This window comes from Vibrio hepatarius, from assembly GCF_001274785.1.
GTDB lineage: Bacteria > Pseudomonadota > Gammaproteobacteria > Enterobacterales > Vibrionaceae > Vibrio > Vibrio hepatarius.
In genome coordinates this window covers 37682-51855 of the sequence record NZ_LHPI01000012.1, presented here as the reverse complement: position 1 = coordinate 51855, position 14174 = coordinate 37682, and the positions used below count along the sequence as shown (strand labels likewise).

Annotated in this window: 18 protein-coding genes; 12 read left to right on the top strand and 6 right to left on the bottom strand. The window is 47.3% G+C overall.

Annotated elements, in window-relative coordinates:
• The first annotated feature begins 80 nt into the window (after nucleotides 1–80).
• Together syd and AKJ31_RS12920 are read left to right on the top strand one after the other, a co-directional pair.
• Nucleotides 81–626 (top strand): SecY-interacting protein, encoded by a 546-nt coding sequence (gene syd, locus AKJ31_RS12925; protein ID WP_053409520.1) that lies wholly within the window; start codon nucleotides 81–83, stop codon nucleotides 624–626.
• A gap of 2 nt (nucleotides 627–628) precedes the next feature.
• Complete coding sequence (locus tag AKJ31_RS12920) at nucleotides 629–1405, top strand: Zn-ribbon-containing protein (protein WP_053409519.1); 777 nt, start codon at nucleotides 629–631, stop codon at nucleotides 1403–1405.
• A gap of 26 nt (nucleotides 1406–1431) precedes the next feature.
• Here the strand turns inward: AKJ31_RS12920 and AKJ31_RS12915 are convergent, their stop codons facing one another.
• The 4 genes from AKJ31_RS12915 to AKJ31_RS12900 are packed head-to-tail and all read right to left on the bottom strand — an operon-like array spanning nucleotide 1432 to nucleotide 3800.
• Entirely contained in the window at nucleotides 1432–1611 is a 180-nt protein-coding gene (locus AKJ31_RS12915; RefSeq protein ID WP_053409518.1) for a DUF2897 family protein, read from the bottom strand.
• 9 nt (nucleotides 1612–1620) lie between these two features.
• Nucleotides 1621–2295 carry a M15 family metallopeptidase gene (locus AKJ31_RS12910; protein WP_053409517.1) on the bottom strand — a complete coding sequence of 225 codons (675 nt, stop codon included), beginning with the start codon at nucleotides 2293–2295 and terminating at the stop codon, nucleotides 1621–1623.
• 2 nt (nucleotides 2296–2297) lie between these two features.
• Nucleotides 2298–3431, bottom strand: coding sequence for a succinyl-diaminopimelate desuccinylase (gene dapE, locus AKJ31_RS12905; protein WP_053409516.1), 1134 nt, complete (start codon nucleotides 3429–3431; stop codon nucleotides 2298–2300).
• 21 nt (nucleotides 3432–3452) lie between these two features.
• Complete coding sequence (locus AKJ31_RS12900; RefSeq protein WP_053409515.1) at nucleotides 3453–3800, bottom strand: ArsC family reductase; 348 nt, start codon at nucleotides 3798–3800, stop codon at nucleotides 3453–3455.
• Nucleotides 3801–4012: 212 nt separating this feature from the next.
• Here AKJ31_RS12900 and AKJ31_RS12895 point away from each other — a divergent pair, with 212 nt between their 5' ends.
• Nucleotides 4013–4300: a winged helix-turn-helix domain-containing protein gene (locus tag AKJ31_RS12895; RefSeq protein ID WP_053409514.1), complete on the top strand. Its 288-nt coding sequence runs from the start codon at nucleotides 4013–4015 to the stop codon at nucleotides 4298–4300.
• Between the two features lie 101 nt (nucleotides 4301–4401).
• Here AKJ31_RS12895 and AKJ31_RS12890 read toward each other — a convergent pair whose 3' ends face one another.
• Nucleotides 4402–4752 (bottom strand): DUF2956 domain-containing protein, encoded by a 351-nt coding sequence (locus tag AKJ31_RS12890; RefSeq protein ID WP_416340962.1) that lies wholly within the window; start codon nucleotides 4750–4752, stop codon nucleotides 4402–4404.
• Nucleotides 4753–4839: 87 nt separating this feature from the next.
• On the opposite strand from AKJ31_RS12890, the gene AKJ31_RS12885 reads away from it, so the two are divergent.
• Nucleotides 4840–5373 carry a TPR domain-containing protein gene (locus AKJ31_RS12885; RefSeq protein WP_053409513.1) on the top strand — a complete coding sequence of 178 codons (534 nt, stop codon included), beginning with the start codon at nucleotides 4840–4842 and terminating at the stop codon, nucleotides 5371–5373.
• A gap of 68 nt (nucleotides 5374–5441) precedes the next feature.
• Here the strand turns inward: AKJ31_RS12885 and nrfA are convergent, their stop codons facing one another.
• A complete protein-coding gene (gene nrfA, locus AKJ31_RS12880) occupies nucleotides 5442–6833 on the bottom strand; it encodes an ammonia-forming nitrite reductase cytochrome c552 subunit (protein ID WP_211263060.1) in 1392 nt (463 codons plus the stop codon).
• A 516-nt stretch (nucleotides 6834–7349) separates the two neighbouring features.
• On the opposite strand from nrfA, the gene nrfB reads away from it, so the two are divergent.
• The 8 genes from nrfB (at nucleotide 7350) to AKJ31_RS12840 (ending at nucleotide 14107) form a co-directional block, all read left to right on the top strand.
• Nucleotides 7350–7937, top strand: a complete 588-nt coding sequence (gene nrfB / locus AKJ31_RS12875; RefSeq protein WP_053409511.1) for a cytochrome c nitrite reductase pentaheme subunit — start codon at nucleotides 7350–7352, stop codon at nucleotides 7935–7937.
• Between the two features lies 1 nt (nucleotide 7938).
• Entirely contained in the window at nucleotides 7939–8625 is a 687-nt protein-coding gene (gene nrfC / locus AKJ31_RS12870) for a cytochrome c nitrite reductase Fe-S protein (protein ID WP_053409510.1), read from the top strand.
• Nucleotides 8626–8627: 2 nt separating this feature from the next.
• A complete protein-coding gene (gene nrfD, locus AKJ31_RS12865; protein ID WP_053409509.1) occupies nucleotides 8628–9599 on the top strand; it encodes a cytochrome c nitrite reductase subunit NrfD in 972 nt (323 codons plus the stop codon).
• A 2-nt stretch (nucleotides 9600–9601) separates the two neighbouring features.
• Nucleotides 9602–11509 carry a heme lyase CcmF/NrfE family subunit gene (locus tag AKJ31_RS12860; RefSeq protein WP_053409508.1) on the top strand — a complete coding sequence of 636 codons (1908 nt, stop codon included), beginning with the start codon at nucleotides 9602–9604 and terminating at the stop codon, nucleotides 11507–11509.
• Nucleotides 11487–12026 (top strand): DsbE family thiol:disulfide interchange protein, encoded by a 540-nt coding sequence (locus AKJ31_RS12855; RefSeq protein WP_053409507.1) that lies wholly within the window; start codon nucleotides 11487–11489, stop codon nucleotides 12024–12026. Before AKJ31_RS12860 ends, AKJ31_RS12855 begins: the two co-directional genes overlap by 23 nt.
• On the top strand, nucleotides 12023–12466 hold the full coding sequence (gene nrfF / locus AKJ31_RS12850; protein WP_053409506.1) for a heme lyase NrfEFG subunit NrfF: 444 nt from the start codon (nucleotides 12023–12025) through the stop codon (nucleotides 12464–12466). Before AKJ31_RS12855 ends, nrfF begins: the two co-directional genes overlap by 4 nt.
• A 121-nt stretch (nucleotides 12467–12587) precedes the next feature.
• Nucleotides 12588–13046 carry a DUF2919 domain-containing protein gene (locus AKJ31_RS12845; RefSeq protein WP_053409505.1) on the top strand — a complete coding sequence of 153 codons (459 nt, stop codon included), beginning with the start codon at nucleotides 12588–12590 and terminating at the stop codon, nucleotides 13044–13046.
• A 158-nt stretch (nucleotides 13047–13204) separates the two neighbouring features.
• The gene (locus AKJ31_RS12840; protein WP_053409504.1) at nucleotides 13205–14107 is read left to right on the top strand and encodes a Dyp-type peroxidase; all 903 of its coding nucleotides are present in this window, start codon (nucleotides 13205–13207) and stop codon (nucleotides 14105–14107) included.
• Nucleotides 14108–14174 lie beyond the last annotated feature (67 nt).

Sequence of the window (14174 nt, the reverse complement as noted above, 5' to 3'; positions counted from 1 at the left end):
AAAAGCGAATACTGATACCCACCTAAATAAGCGCTGATGTGCTTAAACTCTGTGGTGTCGCGATGAAATTGGAGATTCTAATGGCTGATAATGCCTTGCAAGCGTTGCTCTCATTCAGTGAAAACTACCGCCAAGCTTACCTCGAAAAGCATGGACATTTACCTACCAGCGAAGAGTTAGTGGACTTGGTTTCCCCGTGTGTCGAGAAAAAACACGCGGATCACGTTGAGTGGCAAGCTTATCAGCGCGAACAAGCCGCCGATTTTACCAATGTAGAAAATGGCATTGAGTTAACTCTGCACGATGACATTAAAACCTTCTATGGGTCGCAATACAGCGCGGATATGGAAGCGACTTGGAACGGCAATCAGCTATGTTTGCTTCAAGTATGGAGCGATGATGATTTCGTCCGCCTGCAAGAAAATATCCTTGGTCACTTGGTGACGCAACGTCGACTCAAGCTTAAGCCAACGGTATTTATTGCTGCCACCGACGCTGAGTTAGACGTGATTTCGATCTGTAACCTGACGGGTAATGTTGTGCTTGAGCGACTTGGTACAGATAAACGGGACGTGTTGGCACAAGATGTGGCTGAGTTCTTAACCCATTTAACCCCAGCGGTATAACAATGTACGTAGTAGAACTTCAATTTGAATGCTTTGACAACACTACCGTGTCTGCGGTCGACAAAGCCATCAACGGATTAATGGACGCACTGCGTTACAACGGTCAGGTGCTGGGCCGTGAGTTTCCAATCGTTATGGGCGATGGCGAATTCTTTGTGCGCGCGGTTTGCCCAGAGCAAGAAAGCCTGCATCCGAAGTATCACTCGGATTTCGTTAACGTGTGCATCGGTCGGTTGGCTGAAGCTTGTTTGTTAGCGCCTAAAGTGCGTTTACTCGGGCGAGATTTAAATTCAGAGGCGGCTGCAGAAGAAGAGACACCAAGCTGGCAAGTGTTGTATACGACTTACGTGCATACCTGTTCGCCACTGCGCAGTGGTGAGTCTTTGCTACCGATCCCACTTTATCGCAACGGACCAACTCTGAACGGTGACCACAAAGCGGTGATTAAGTGGCAAACCGAGTGGCAAGCGTGTGACGAGATCCAAATGGCGGGCGCGTGTCGTGCTGAGCACGCGGCGCTGCACGAGATATGCGATGCCGATAGTGTATTATTCCGTCGTGGCTGGGATTTGCGTGGTCGCATTGAGTACGTGACTAAGATTCCGACTTACTACTACCAATATCGCGTGGGTGGTAAAAGCCTCGCCGATGAACAGGCACGCAAATGTCCAAAGTGTGGTGGCGAGTGGCTGCTAGACGAGCCGCTGCATGACATTTTCCACTTTAAGTGCGATGACTGTCGAATTGTATCGAATATCTCTTGGGATCATATTAAGTGATTCGCTAGACAATAAAAGACCCGCAGTTATTGCGGGTCTTTTTTATTCTCTTCGTTCTCATCTCGAACGTCAGTCGGGGGCGTTTTCGGCTGTCGACTCTTGAGGTTAAATTTCATCTTCGCGGTGTACTTTAACGCCGCAATATTACCGATGATCACGCTCAAGACGATGACAATGATAACCCAAGGGTTCGTTAACCATTCCATCTTTCCCCCTTATTGAGAGATGTTTGTAATGAATTGATTGTATATGCTTTCGAGATTATCGAGTACTACTTCTTTGCCGATCAGAGCGCTGGTTTGGATCTGTTGTTGTAATACTTCCAGAGTCAACTGAGCCAAACAACTCTGTGCTGTCGCACGATGGCTGATATGCCAAGGTTCGCAAGCCACGCCGCCCCTATCTTCTTGATACGGAAAAAAGAAGCCAAAATCGGCGAGATGATGTTTTAACCAAGCGTAAAACGGCTGTTGGTGACCTGTTAGGTACTCCCAAGGTTCGAGCTGTAAGCTAACGCCTTGCGGTAAACTGTCTCGGTCATAGAGGTCGAAATCGGTTCCCCAATGGTGACGACTTGCACCGGGTAGGGCAGACCAACGTAAAATCGCCAGTACTTTCTCTCTCTCCGAGAGTGTAGCCACGTCCATTGGTTGGCTTTGACTATCTAAGATAGTCGTTTCACCGGCCATTTTTCGATTCCAGATCAGCATTTGGCGTTCAAAGTCACGAAAGCCGCTGGCAAGACACAAGTTAAATCCGGCTTGCGTCGCCGCGTCTTTCAGTGCCAACAAGTCTTGCGCGACCTGCGGGTGGACGAGAAACGATTTTTGTCCGACGAAAGTATCCACCAAGTGGGTGGATACTTTTCCAGTTAACTGCTCAGCACTCATGCTCACGCGAGAAGATTCTCCAGCGTTCTCTGATACATTTGCGTCAGCTTCTCTAGGTCGTCAACTTTGACGCACTCGTTCACCTTGTGGATCGTCGCGTTCACTGGACCAAGCTCGACCACTTGGCCGCCCATACGCGCGATAAATCGACCGTCGGACGTACCGCCTGTCGTCAATAGCGCAGGTTTAGTTTGATTGACCGCATCCACCGCATCCACAACGGCATCCAGCAAATCACCGGTATCGGTCAGGAACGGGTCGCCGTTGAACGTCCACTTAAGATCATAATCGAGGTCATGTTTGTCCAAGGTTTCGGTAACGCGCTGCACGATGGCTTCGTTGTTCAATTCGGTGCTGAAACGTAGGTTAAACTGCACGTTGAACTCACCAGGGATCACGTTTGAGGCGCCTGTGCCTGCGTGTACGTTAGGGATTTGGAAACTGGTCGGTGGGAAGTAGTCGTTGCCTTGGTCCCACTCGGTTGTCGCCAATTCGTGAATGGCCAGCAGAGATTGATGAACCGGGTTTTTCGCTAAGTGAGGGTAAGCAACGTGACCTTGCACGCCTTTCACCGTTAGGTCACCAGTGATTGAGCCACGACGACCATTTTTCACTACGTCGCCAACCACTTCGGTACTGGAGGGTTCGCCAACAATACACATGTCGATGTTTTCGCCACGCGCCATCAAGGCTTCAACCACGCGTACCGTACCATTGATGAACGGACCTTCTTCGTCCGAGGTGATCAAAAAGCCAATCGAGCCTTTATGGTCTGGGTTTTCAGCAATAAACTGCTCTACCGCGACCACCATACTCGCCAGTGAGCCTTTCATGTCAGCAGCGCCACGACCGTGGAGGAAACCGTCTTTGATTGTCGGTTCAAACGGTGGGGTATCCCATTGTTCTAGCTTGCCAGCCGGAACCACGTCTGTGTGTCCAGCGAAAGCAAATAATGGAGCCTCTTTACCACGGCGAGCCCAAAAGTTGGTGGTATCTTCAAATACCATGACCTCAATTTCAAAGCCCAAAGCTTTAAGACGCTTGATCATCACGTCTTGGCAACCTGCGTCTTCTGGGGTTACCGATTGGCGGCTAATTAAATCTTTTGCGAGAGCCAGAGTAGGGCTGTCAGTCATCCTTGAAATCCTTACGAAAAATTATGAAAAAATAGCGGCGTATTGATCGGCTTTGAAACCTAAGTGGTAGTCGTTGCCTACAACCAGAATTGGGCGCTTGATCATCGCTGGCTGTTCAACCAATAACTCAATGGCGTTGGCTTCATTGAGGTTATCTTTTTGTTCTTGCGTCAGTTGACGGTAAGTGGTTCCGCGTTTGTTGAGTACGTTTTCCCAGCCTAGCTGTTGGCAAAAGCTTTCAACCATCGCCTTGTCGACGCCTTGTTTACGGTAATCATGAAACTGGTATTCCACGCCTTCTGCTTCTAGCCATTTCTTAGTTTTTTTGATTGTGTCGCAGTTAGGAATGCCATACATGGTAATTGTCATAAATAACCCTTTGGAAAAGTGACTTAGTTTGTATTTTTGCTATTGCAGCATCCTATCAGGAACAGTCGGGAGAGACAAAAGTGTGATGGAGATATTTCATAAGTCGAATAAAAGCCATAGCAATCAATAGCGATCGTAGAGTTATTGATCAAACGCAACACAATGTCGCGTAAAACAGAAATAATGACCTTAGAAATTTATAGGAGGTATCAATGGAACTGAGTCCTGTTTTTGCAAGGCGACTGTATTTAGCACTACTCGTAGAGAGTTTAGAGCGACCAAACGTGCCAAAACTAATCGAGAAAACAGGTTGGCCACGCCGAACCATTCAAGATGTGATTAAGGCACTGCCGGGAATCGGCATAGAGTTGATGTTTGTTCAAGATGGGCGTCGCCATAACGACGGCTATTATCAACTGTCCGATTGGGGCCCATTCGATAGTCAATGGGTCTTAGATAGAGAATCTGCGATTGCTGCAAGTCTGGGCTTTAAAGCTTAAATAGATTTCTATGTCTCTGTGTATGGGCACTCATCGCCATACACCATTCATTCGATAACGCTAAAATCGCGCCAATTGGTTGGCGCGATTTTTTATTTGTACTACTGGAACTGCGTTAAGTAGACAGCAAATCCCACCCAACTGACCACTAATAACACCCACGGAATAAGTGCCGAGTTGGTCGACTCTGTGCTCTTGAGAACTGTGGTTTCAACGCTGTCATCCACATCAGTCTGTTGAGTTTGTTTTGTTCTCTGAACCTTCTTCTTGGCTTTGTCCGCTTGTCGCGCTTTTTCTTTTTGCTGCTTTTTGTATAAAGCGATGCCTTTTTCTATGCCTTGAGAGATCAGTTTCGTTTGTTCTTTCGTCTGGCCTGGCTTTTGAGTGGCCTTGGCAATTTTCATTGCTTCCTGCTGAGTTTCCTGCGATGGAACGACCTTTTTCTTCATCATGTGATAACTATTGCTGGATCAAAGATATAGCTATCGTACCACGTTATACTGCTTTCTTAATTGAGAAATACCACAGAGGCTGACTCCATGAATAAAGTTGTTATTGCTGGCGCTGCGTTGGCGATACCGGTATTTCTTTGGTTACGCGGGACGCCGCCGGAGCAGGTGGTGTTAGAGCGTGGAGTACTAAGCCACGACCAGCAGATGTTGGAGATTCAAACCAAGCTTAAGCAAGACCCGAATCAGGCCGAACTTTGGTTTCAACTCGGACACGGGTATGTGAACGAGCAGGACTTTAAATCTGCGTTGACCTGTTTTGATTACGCGCTGCGATTAAGTGATGAACCTAGTGCAAGCCAATTGGCCGCGAAAGCCACCGCACTTTACTACCTGAACAAGCAACAAATGACGACTGCGGTTAGCGACCTTTTGCAACAGGCGTTGGCGTTGGACAACGCTAATCTCACGGCATTGTCATTGATTGCCAACGACCACTTTGTCAGCTCTCGTTATCAGCAAGCGATCGATGTTTGGGCGCAGATGCTCGACTCACAGCATAGAGACTTAGACCGAGTGTCAATCATTCACTCGCTTAACCAAGCCAAGCAGTTATTGAAATAGACAAGAACTGAATTAACAGATATGAAAAAGCCGGCGACTTGCCGGCTTTTTTGTTAACGAGATGGCCACTATTGGTAGCTGGCCTCACGTTTCTCCGCTGCTTTTTCCCATTCAGGAACTACGGTTTCTAAGAAGTGTTTCTTCTCAGCTTTCATTTGTTCCATATCCATGCCCAATGCCTGTTGCGCTTTCTCTTTGGTTGAGATGTCAGGTAGCGCGACGGCTTCAGTCATACCTTTGGTTGCCAGTAAGCGAGCCAGCTTCGTACGTGCATCGGCTGCTCTGTCGACTGCGGTACCCAACACTTCTAGCGCGACTTCAGGTGCGTGCATGTGTACGCCGTGAGAGGCAATTGCGTAGTCCCAGCGCCATTGTGCATGGCGGATGTCTTGCAGAATGTCAGACATTTCAGCTTCGGTTGCACCTGCATCCCACGCTGCGCCCGCTTCAAAGTGAGCTGCGACGATCTGCTTCTCTGCCGTTAGTTTCATGTTAAGTACTTGAGCTTTACGTGAAGAGACGATTTCGCGCAGTTGGTCTTTCGACTGAGTATGACAGTTGGCACACGTGTCTTCGAAGCGGTCAAACGGATTGCCGACTTTGTGGTCGGTATAGACGGTGCCGTCTTCTTTGGTCACTTTTGGCATATGACAGTCGACACACACCACTTTGTTTTTACCGTGGATGCCTTCTCGCCATGTTTCGTAGCCTGGGTGCTGTGCTTTCAACATTGGCGCTTTGGATACTTTGTGCGTCCAATCTTTGAAGTTAAGCGCGTCGTAGTATTTCTCCATATCGTCTACGCTGGTGCCCATATCCCAAGGGAACTTCACTGCTTTGGTTGGACCGGTGAAGTAGTACTCTACGTGACATTGACCACATACAGACGCTTGTTGGTCCAAACGCGATTGTTTATCGAAAGGTTTGTCGATCGCTTGGAACGCGCGCTCAACATACGGTTTCGCCAGTGCCAGTGCTGGTTCCCCATTCTTGAACGCTTCGCTGCCCGTGTCATGGCAGTCTGCACAGCCAATAGGGTTAGCAATCTGGTCGCCTAGTCGCGCCCATTTACCTTCAAAGTAGCCATCTTCACCACGCTCTTCGATTACGCGGCCAACATCTGGGCTTTTACAGCTCCAGCACGCCATCGGCATTGGACCTGAGTTAGCATCAGTTGGACCGCCGGTACGCAAAGTTTGTCGCACATCGTCGAGTGCGTAAAAGTGGCCACGTGCCTTATTGTAGTCCTTAGCAAAACCATAACCCGCCCACATGATGACCATGTTAGGATCTTCGGCTAATGCATCTTCTATATGTTCGCTCTCAGATGTTGCTTTCCAAGACTGGTACTGATCGGGGTGATCTTGTTCGTACGCTTGGTTACGTGGGTCGATTAAGCCTTTTTCTTCAGACGCAGCTAAGCTGCCGGTGCTCATCGCTGAGCTGACCAACAATATCATTGCCGCTGCGGATTTTGGTATCCAGTGCAATTGTTTCACAGTGCTATCTCCATGATTCTGATTTTTATAAACAGCGTTGTGAACTGGCTATATCAAAATAAAGAATTGGAGAACTGTTTTAAATTCTAATTAATAGGTTAGAACAAAATAAGAGGCTAAAGATTAATCATTGTTTTAGATCAAGTTTGATATGTGACTTATGCCAAAGTTAATTTCATATACCCCTAAAGGGGTAGTTGTAGTATCAAGGTATTAGATAATGTTGTCTATTAATAATCAAATATTTAATGCCAATGACCTTAGTTAAATAAAGGTGATAAAGATCGATATTTAGACAGATTTATCTACCTCTTAAGAGTCATAGGAGTAATATATTTATTGAAGCGTTGTGGCTTATTCAAAATAAGAATTGATCTCATTTGGCACTATTTAAATTTAGTGTCAGAGGGTATTAATTTTTACCGGAACATTATGTTTATTTTGATGAATATAACTCCGGAATAAGGAAAGGATAATATGGGCAATATAAAGTTGGCCATAGTCATAATGCTGAAATCACTTCTCGCATTCTGCCTCTATGGTTATTCTCTTCATGCCGTTGCCGACACTTCAAGCTTGCAATCTGAAGGCCAAAACGCTCGCCATGAAGTTACTCTTATCCGTGACAAGGACTATAAATGTGTCCAATGTCATAAGGATGCCAAAGAAACGTTACAAGGCTCTCATGGCGAAGATGCGCACAAGATCCTTGGCCGTGAAGTCAATTGTACCGAATGTCATAACAACATAGGTCCGGATCACCGTGAAGGTGCGCCTAAAGTCACTAAGTACTCAAGCGCGCAATCGCAGCAAGGTACGGACAAAGTGTTCTTAGACCCATCCGAGATACTCAAAGCGAACAGTCAGTGTACCGATTGTCACCAGCCCAAATACTTGCGCGAAGATAACTGGACACACGACGTGCACGCAAAGAATCTGACTTGTTCGAACTGTCATGATGTTCACGCCAGTAAAACGAAAGTGCTGAGCTTAGACCGTAAGTCTCAGATAAAACTGTGCGTGGATTGCCACTCTGACTTTAATCAAAACAAAAAGGAGGAGTGAGATGAGTTGTTCTAGACGAAATTTCATCGCTGGCACTGGTGCGTTGATTTTTACCACAGGTGTTGCGGGTACTGCGGTTTTGAATAGCCGTAAGACGCTCGCCAATGTCGAGCAGGTGGGTGAAAAACGTTACGGCATGCTCCACGATGAAACGGCGTGTATTGGCTGTACGGCTTGTACCGAAGCGTGTCGTGAAGTGAATAATGTGCCGGAAGGCGTGTCGCGCTTAGAAATCATTCGCAGTGAGCCACAAGGCGAGTTTCCTGATGTTGATTACCGTTTTACCCGTAAATCTTGCCAACATTGTGAAAATCCACCTTGTGTTTATGTTTGCCCTACAGGCGCTGCTTACAAAGACGAAGAAACCGGCATTATCGACGTTCATCAAGAGAAATGTGTTGGTTGTGGTTACTGCTTAGCCGCGTGTCCTTATCAAGTACGTTTCTTTAACCCTGAAAACAAATCAGCGGATAAATGTAACTTCTGTCGAGACACCAATTTGGCACAGGGCAAACTGCCGGCGTGTGTTGAATCTTGTCCGACTAAAGCACTGACGTTTGGTGATCTCAACGATCCTGAGAGCGAAATCAATCGCGTGCTGAAGACGGAAGTAGTGTATCGCGACAAAGTCCACTTAGGCACCAGACCTAAGTTGTACAAAATTCCTCATCAGAAAGGGGAGGTGTAGTCATGAACGGATTTGAAAGTGCATTCCACTTTGACTCTCTGGTTTGGGATTGGATCATTGCGATCTACCTGTTTTTAGCGGGTATGTCTGCTGGCGCAGTGATGATCGGTATCTATCTTAAACGCAAAGTGATTGAAGGTGACCCAGCCAACAACGGTATTTTAAAAGCTGTCGCTTGGTTAGCGCCTTTCGGTATTATCGTTGGCTTGTTGATTTTGGTGTTCCACTTAACCAAACCCCTCGAGTTTTGGAAGATCATGATTTACTACAACCCAACTTCTGTAATGTCGATGGGTGTGGTGTTGTTCCAAGTCTACATGGCGGTACTGTTTGTCTGGATTGGCGTGATTTTCCGTCATCAGGTCATCAACTTCTGCGAAGGCAAACTGCCTGGCGGGCTGCTCAACTTTGTCGATACGATTTTGCTCAAAGCGAAAAACGTCAACAATCCACTTGAGTTGTTCTTAGGCTTTTTGGCGATTGTGCTCGCCGCGTACACCGGCTTCCTGCTGTCCGCACTAAAAACTTATCCAATGCTCAATAACCCGGTACTGCCGATCTTATTCTTGTTCTCGAGTTTATCGTCTGGTGCTGCGGCGTGTTTGCTGTTTGGTATTTTGGTGTTCAAAGAGTCGGCAAGCAGTCCAAGTGTCTCTTGGGTACACGGTTTTGAGCGTCCCGTGGTGTTGTTTGAGTTGTTTGTCTTAGTGACATTCTTCACAGGGCTTATTTTCAGCGGCGGGCAAAACGAAGCGGCGGCGTGGAACGCGATCGGTGGCGGTTTCTGGTCGAACTGGTTCTGGTTTGGCGTCGTGTTAGTGGGGATGTTATTGCCACTGACGCTCAATGCTATTTCACCGAAATCAGTACGTCATAACGGTGGCTACATCTTTGTTGTGACCATGCTGAGCTTGTTTGGGGTATTGATGCTACGTACCTTTATCTTGTACGCCGGACAAATGACGGTCGTATAACTATGTTAGGGGAGTCGGGACTTTTAGCTTTGGTACTGATCGCACTGCTCAGCAGTTTGAGTTTTGCGCATTACGGTTGGTGCCGTTTTCAAGCCAAGCGTTCTGGTGCTTCCCTTACGTTCATTTCTAGGCTGAACGCGGTGTTGGCGACGTTCAGCCTTGCTGCATTAGCCAGTCTGTTTCTCAGTGACCAATTCCAGTTTGCTTATGTTGCTGCGCACTCTAACTCAGCGTTACCGCCATTTTTTAAGTTTGCTGCAGTTTGGGGTGGCCATGAAGGGTCAATGCTGTTTTGGGTGTTTACCCTTTGTTTGTGGTCTGGGTTGATATCACTTCATTCTCTGCATCAGTCCCGTTACTTTCAAAACGTGTTGTGGGTAATGAGTGGTTTTGTTGCCGCTTTTGCTTGGTTTACTCTTTTGGCGTCCAATCCGTTTTCTTATGCAGAGTTGTTTGTCACTGAAGGACGAGACTTAAATCCGATGTTGCAAGATATCGGGCTCATTTTTCATCCCCCTTTGCTCTATCTCGGTTATATCGGTTTTTCGACGGTGTTGGCGTTTGCCCTTGCGGCGCTGCTAGACAACCAGTACGACCATCGCTGGGTAGAATATTGTCGAACTTGGGTGATTTCGGCGTGGATGTTACTGACACTTGGGATCTTGATAGGTTCTTGGTGGGCTTACAATGAACTTGGTTGGGGTGGCTGGTGGTTCTGGGATCCGGTAGAGAATGCCTCGTTGCTGCCTTGGCTGACGGGCAGCGCGCTGCTGCATTCACTGGTTGCTTCTGCGCGTCACCAACAACTGAAACTTTGGTCGTTGAGCCTCGCGTTGGTGACGTTTTGTTTAAGCATTCTCGGCACGTTTATTGTTCGTTCAGGTGTGTTGACGTCGGTGCACGCTTTCGCCGTTGACCCGACCAAGGGTGTTGCGTTGTTAGCTATCTTGGCCGTGACACTGCTGTGTTCATTTATTTTGCTGTTTAAACACGCCGACAGGATCAAAAGTGCTCGATTTAACGCTATTGCAAGTCGTGGTTACGCGGTTTTTCTCGCGACGGGTTTGTTTTGTGTTGCCACTTTTACTGTGTTTCTCGGCACCTTTTACCCGATGATTTATGAGCTACTCGGTTTAGGCGCAATTTCGGTCGGCGCGCCGTATTTCAATGCGTTGATGTTGCCCTTGACGATAGGCGCACTGCTACTCATGGGCATCGTACCTTATCTCAAGTGGCGTAAAGGGACGCTGCTTTCACTGCGCAATCTTGTCTTGGTTTGGTTGGTTTCATTCACTGTGGGTATCGGCTGTTATCTTGCGCAGGTGAAAGATTGGCAGGCTGTTGTCGCTTTGGTATGGGGCTTAGCAGCTTGGGTGATCAGTTCGCATTTGTATCTGTTGTGGCGTCACCGTCGTTTGAGTTTTATGGTGCTGGCGCATATCGGTATCGCGATGTTATGTGTTGGCGCGGCGATGAACGGTTATCACTCCTATGAGCTGAATAGGAAAATGGCGCCAGAAACCAGCATTGATATCGATAACTTCCGCGTGGAGTATCAAGAAACCCTCTGGTACGTCGGTCCTAACTATACCGCAGAACAAGCGAGTATCCGTTTTAGTTTCGAGCAAGGACAGGCGTTTGTCGTCAAACCAGAGCGACGTCATTACCAAGTTCGAGTGATGAACATGAGCGAACCCGCGATTTATTCGACTTGGCACGGTGACTACTATGTCACACTTGGCGCAAAGGTTGATAGCCAGTCCTACGCGGTGAAAATACAATATCGAGCCTATATTTTGTGGATTTGGTGCGGGGCTTTGTTGATCATTTTGGGCGCTTTTCTGCCGCTACTGAAACAGGTCTCTGTGCTGACAACGAGAACATCACATGGCGCTATTCAAGAGTCGTAAAGTCTTCATTTTCATTTTGTTAGTTATCGGTTTGGTGGGTTTTCTGCTTGCTGGGCTGCAATCCGAGTCAAACGGTAACCGCAGTCAAACGGTGGTGCGCACTTTCCCCTTGGTTTCAACTACGCTACTGAATGGCCAGTCGATCGAGAGTGCGAGCTCATTACTAGATAACGAATATCAGTTAGTGAATGTTTGGGCGTCTTGGTGTGGGGTCTGTAAATCGGAGCATTCATATCTGATGACGCTAGCACAGAGTGGTGTGCCCATTATTGGCCTCAACTACCGTGACCAGCAATTGGCGGCGACTGGCTACTTGAAGGATGCGGGTAATCCTTACGAAGAAATCATCTACGACCCCAAAGGACAGCTGAGTATCGAACTCGGTGTAGTGGGTACGCCCGAAACCTATTTAGTTAATGCCAGCGGTGAGGTCATTTATAAACACTATGGCAAGTTGACCGAAAAGGCATGGCAGAAGCGTTTTGCCCGCTACTTTGAACAGGACGCGACGCTATGAACCGAGCCATCTGTTTATTGATGTTGGTGCTAGTCAGTACGTTCAGTGTCGCTCAGTCGAGTCAAAGCGAAATATTTGTCGCACCAGATAGCGAGTTGGAAAGACAAGTTGAACTGTTCGAGTTTAAAACCCCTCAGCTACAACAAAGCGCAATCGAGCTTGCGAAGTCATTGCGTTGTCCTCAGTGCCAAAACCAGAACTTAGTCGAGTCAAATTCACCATTGGCGAAAGACTTACGTTTGATTGTCTTCAACAAGATCAACAGCGGTGAGAGCGAGCAACAAGTGATCGACTTTATGACCGCAAGATACGGCGAGTTTGTTCTCTACAAGCCGAGCTTTACCTGGAAAAACGCCTTGTTGTGGGGGTTACCAGTGTTATTGCTGGTGGCGTTTCTGTTGGTCTCTTTCAAATCGGTGGGCAAGACAGAGCGAGAATAATATCGCTGTGCGGCATTGCTCTGTTGTTGGTCGATTGTTCCTTTTATAACAAAATACTACTCGTATTTTCTGTTCATTCAGTTACATTGAAACACATTGAAATTGATGGTTGTGGCAGTAAGTGCGGTATTCTCTCGAACAATATGACAAACATGGTTTCCTGAAAGCGCCCAAGTGGTTGTGGTTAGGATGGCTGTTCATGGCGAAAGCGTGGGTGGTGTTTGTTGTTGCAGGTGCGAGCCGAGAAAGCGGTAGCAAGATCCTGACTATCGTCTATCCTGATCACTCTATGCTTTACCTTGGTTTGGCCATGGGGTTACCGAGTATTGCGTTGATGTGGCTGATAAGTTTACGCAGCCCAGAGCGAAAATGGGTGAACTGGATTGTCAGTTGGGGGAAACCCGTGACGCTGCTAACCGTTGCCAGCCAGTTTAGTCAGAGTCTGTACCACGTCTATCTAGAGCACGGCGCATTCAGTTGGGTCAACGGGATGACGCTGGTAGCGCTGCTTTGGTTTGGCATTTATGTCCTGCAAAGTCGAAGTGTGCGCGACAGTTTGAAAACTCCAGCGTTGGCTTGAACACCAGCTAGATGACCACCATCAATATATTAAAATAAAAACTTAATACACTAAGCAACTAACTTAATAAAATATGTTAAGTCTATATAAGTCAACGCTCTGCTAGAGCCAAAGAGCGGTCACTTATATAGACTGGTATACAAAGTGAGGAACTAATAATGTCTAACCCTCAAAGTGCAATTCTTCCTGAAGCGAGCCCTTTTGCTCAGTACACGCTTCTGAAAGTGACACAAAACCCTCAGCTTGTTCTGGAACAGCTGCAAGCTCTACCTGCTTTGGTAGCAGAGCTGAACAGCAACCAACCAGGTGCGAATCTCGCGATCTCTATCGCTTTCACTAAATCATTTTGGCAGCAGCTTGATGTCGCGATGCCAGAAGAGCTGATTGACTTCCCAGTACTGGGAGAAGGTGACATTGTCGCGCCAAGTACAGACGTTGACGTATTGATTCATGTTCATTCAAACCGTCACGACCTGCATTTCTACCTGTTGCGTAAGTTTATGTCGTCTGTGTCAGACAGCGTCGACATTGTCGATGAGACAAACGGCTATCGCTACCTTGATGCGCGCGATATGACAGACTTTATCGACGGCACGGAAAACCCGAAAGACGGCCAACGTGCGGAAGTCGCGATCATCCCGGGTGGTGAGTTTGCGGGTGGTAGCTACGTGATGGTGCAACGCTTTGTCCACAATCTACCTGCATGGAACCGTTTGAATGTTTCTGCGCAAGAGAAAGTGATTGGTCGTACTAAGCCAGACTCTATTGAGTTGGATGACGTACCAGCGGCATCACATGTCGGTCGTGTTGATATTAAGGAAGAAGGCAAAGGTCTTAAGATTGTACGTCATAGCTTGCCATACGGCACGGTGTCGGGCGATCACGGCTTACTTTTCATCGCTTACTGTCACACACTTCATAACTTTAAAGCGATGTTAGAAAGCATGTACGGCGCCACTGATGGCAAAACCGACCAACTGCTACGCTTTACCAGTGCCAAAACGGGTGCGTACTTCTTTGCACCATCGGCTGACATGCTGCAAAGCTTAAGCGTAAAGTAACGACAGCCCCACATTAACTATCAAAAAAGCCGAGCTGACTAGCTCGGCTTTTTTACGTTTTTAATTA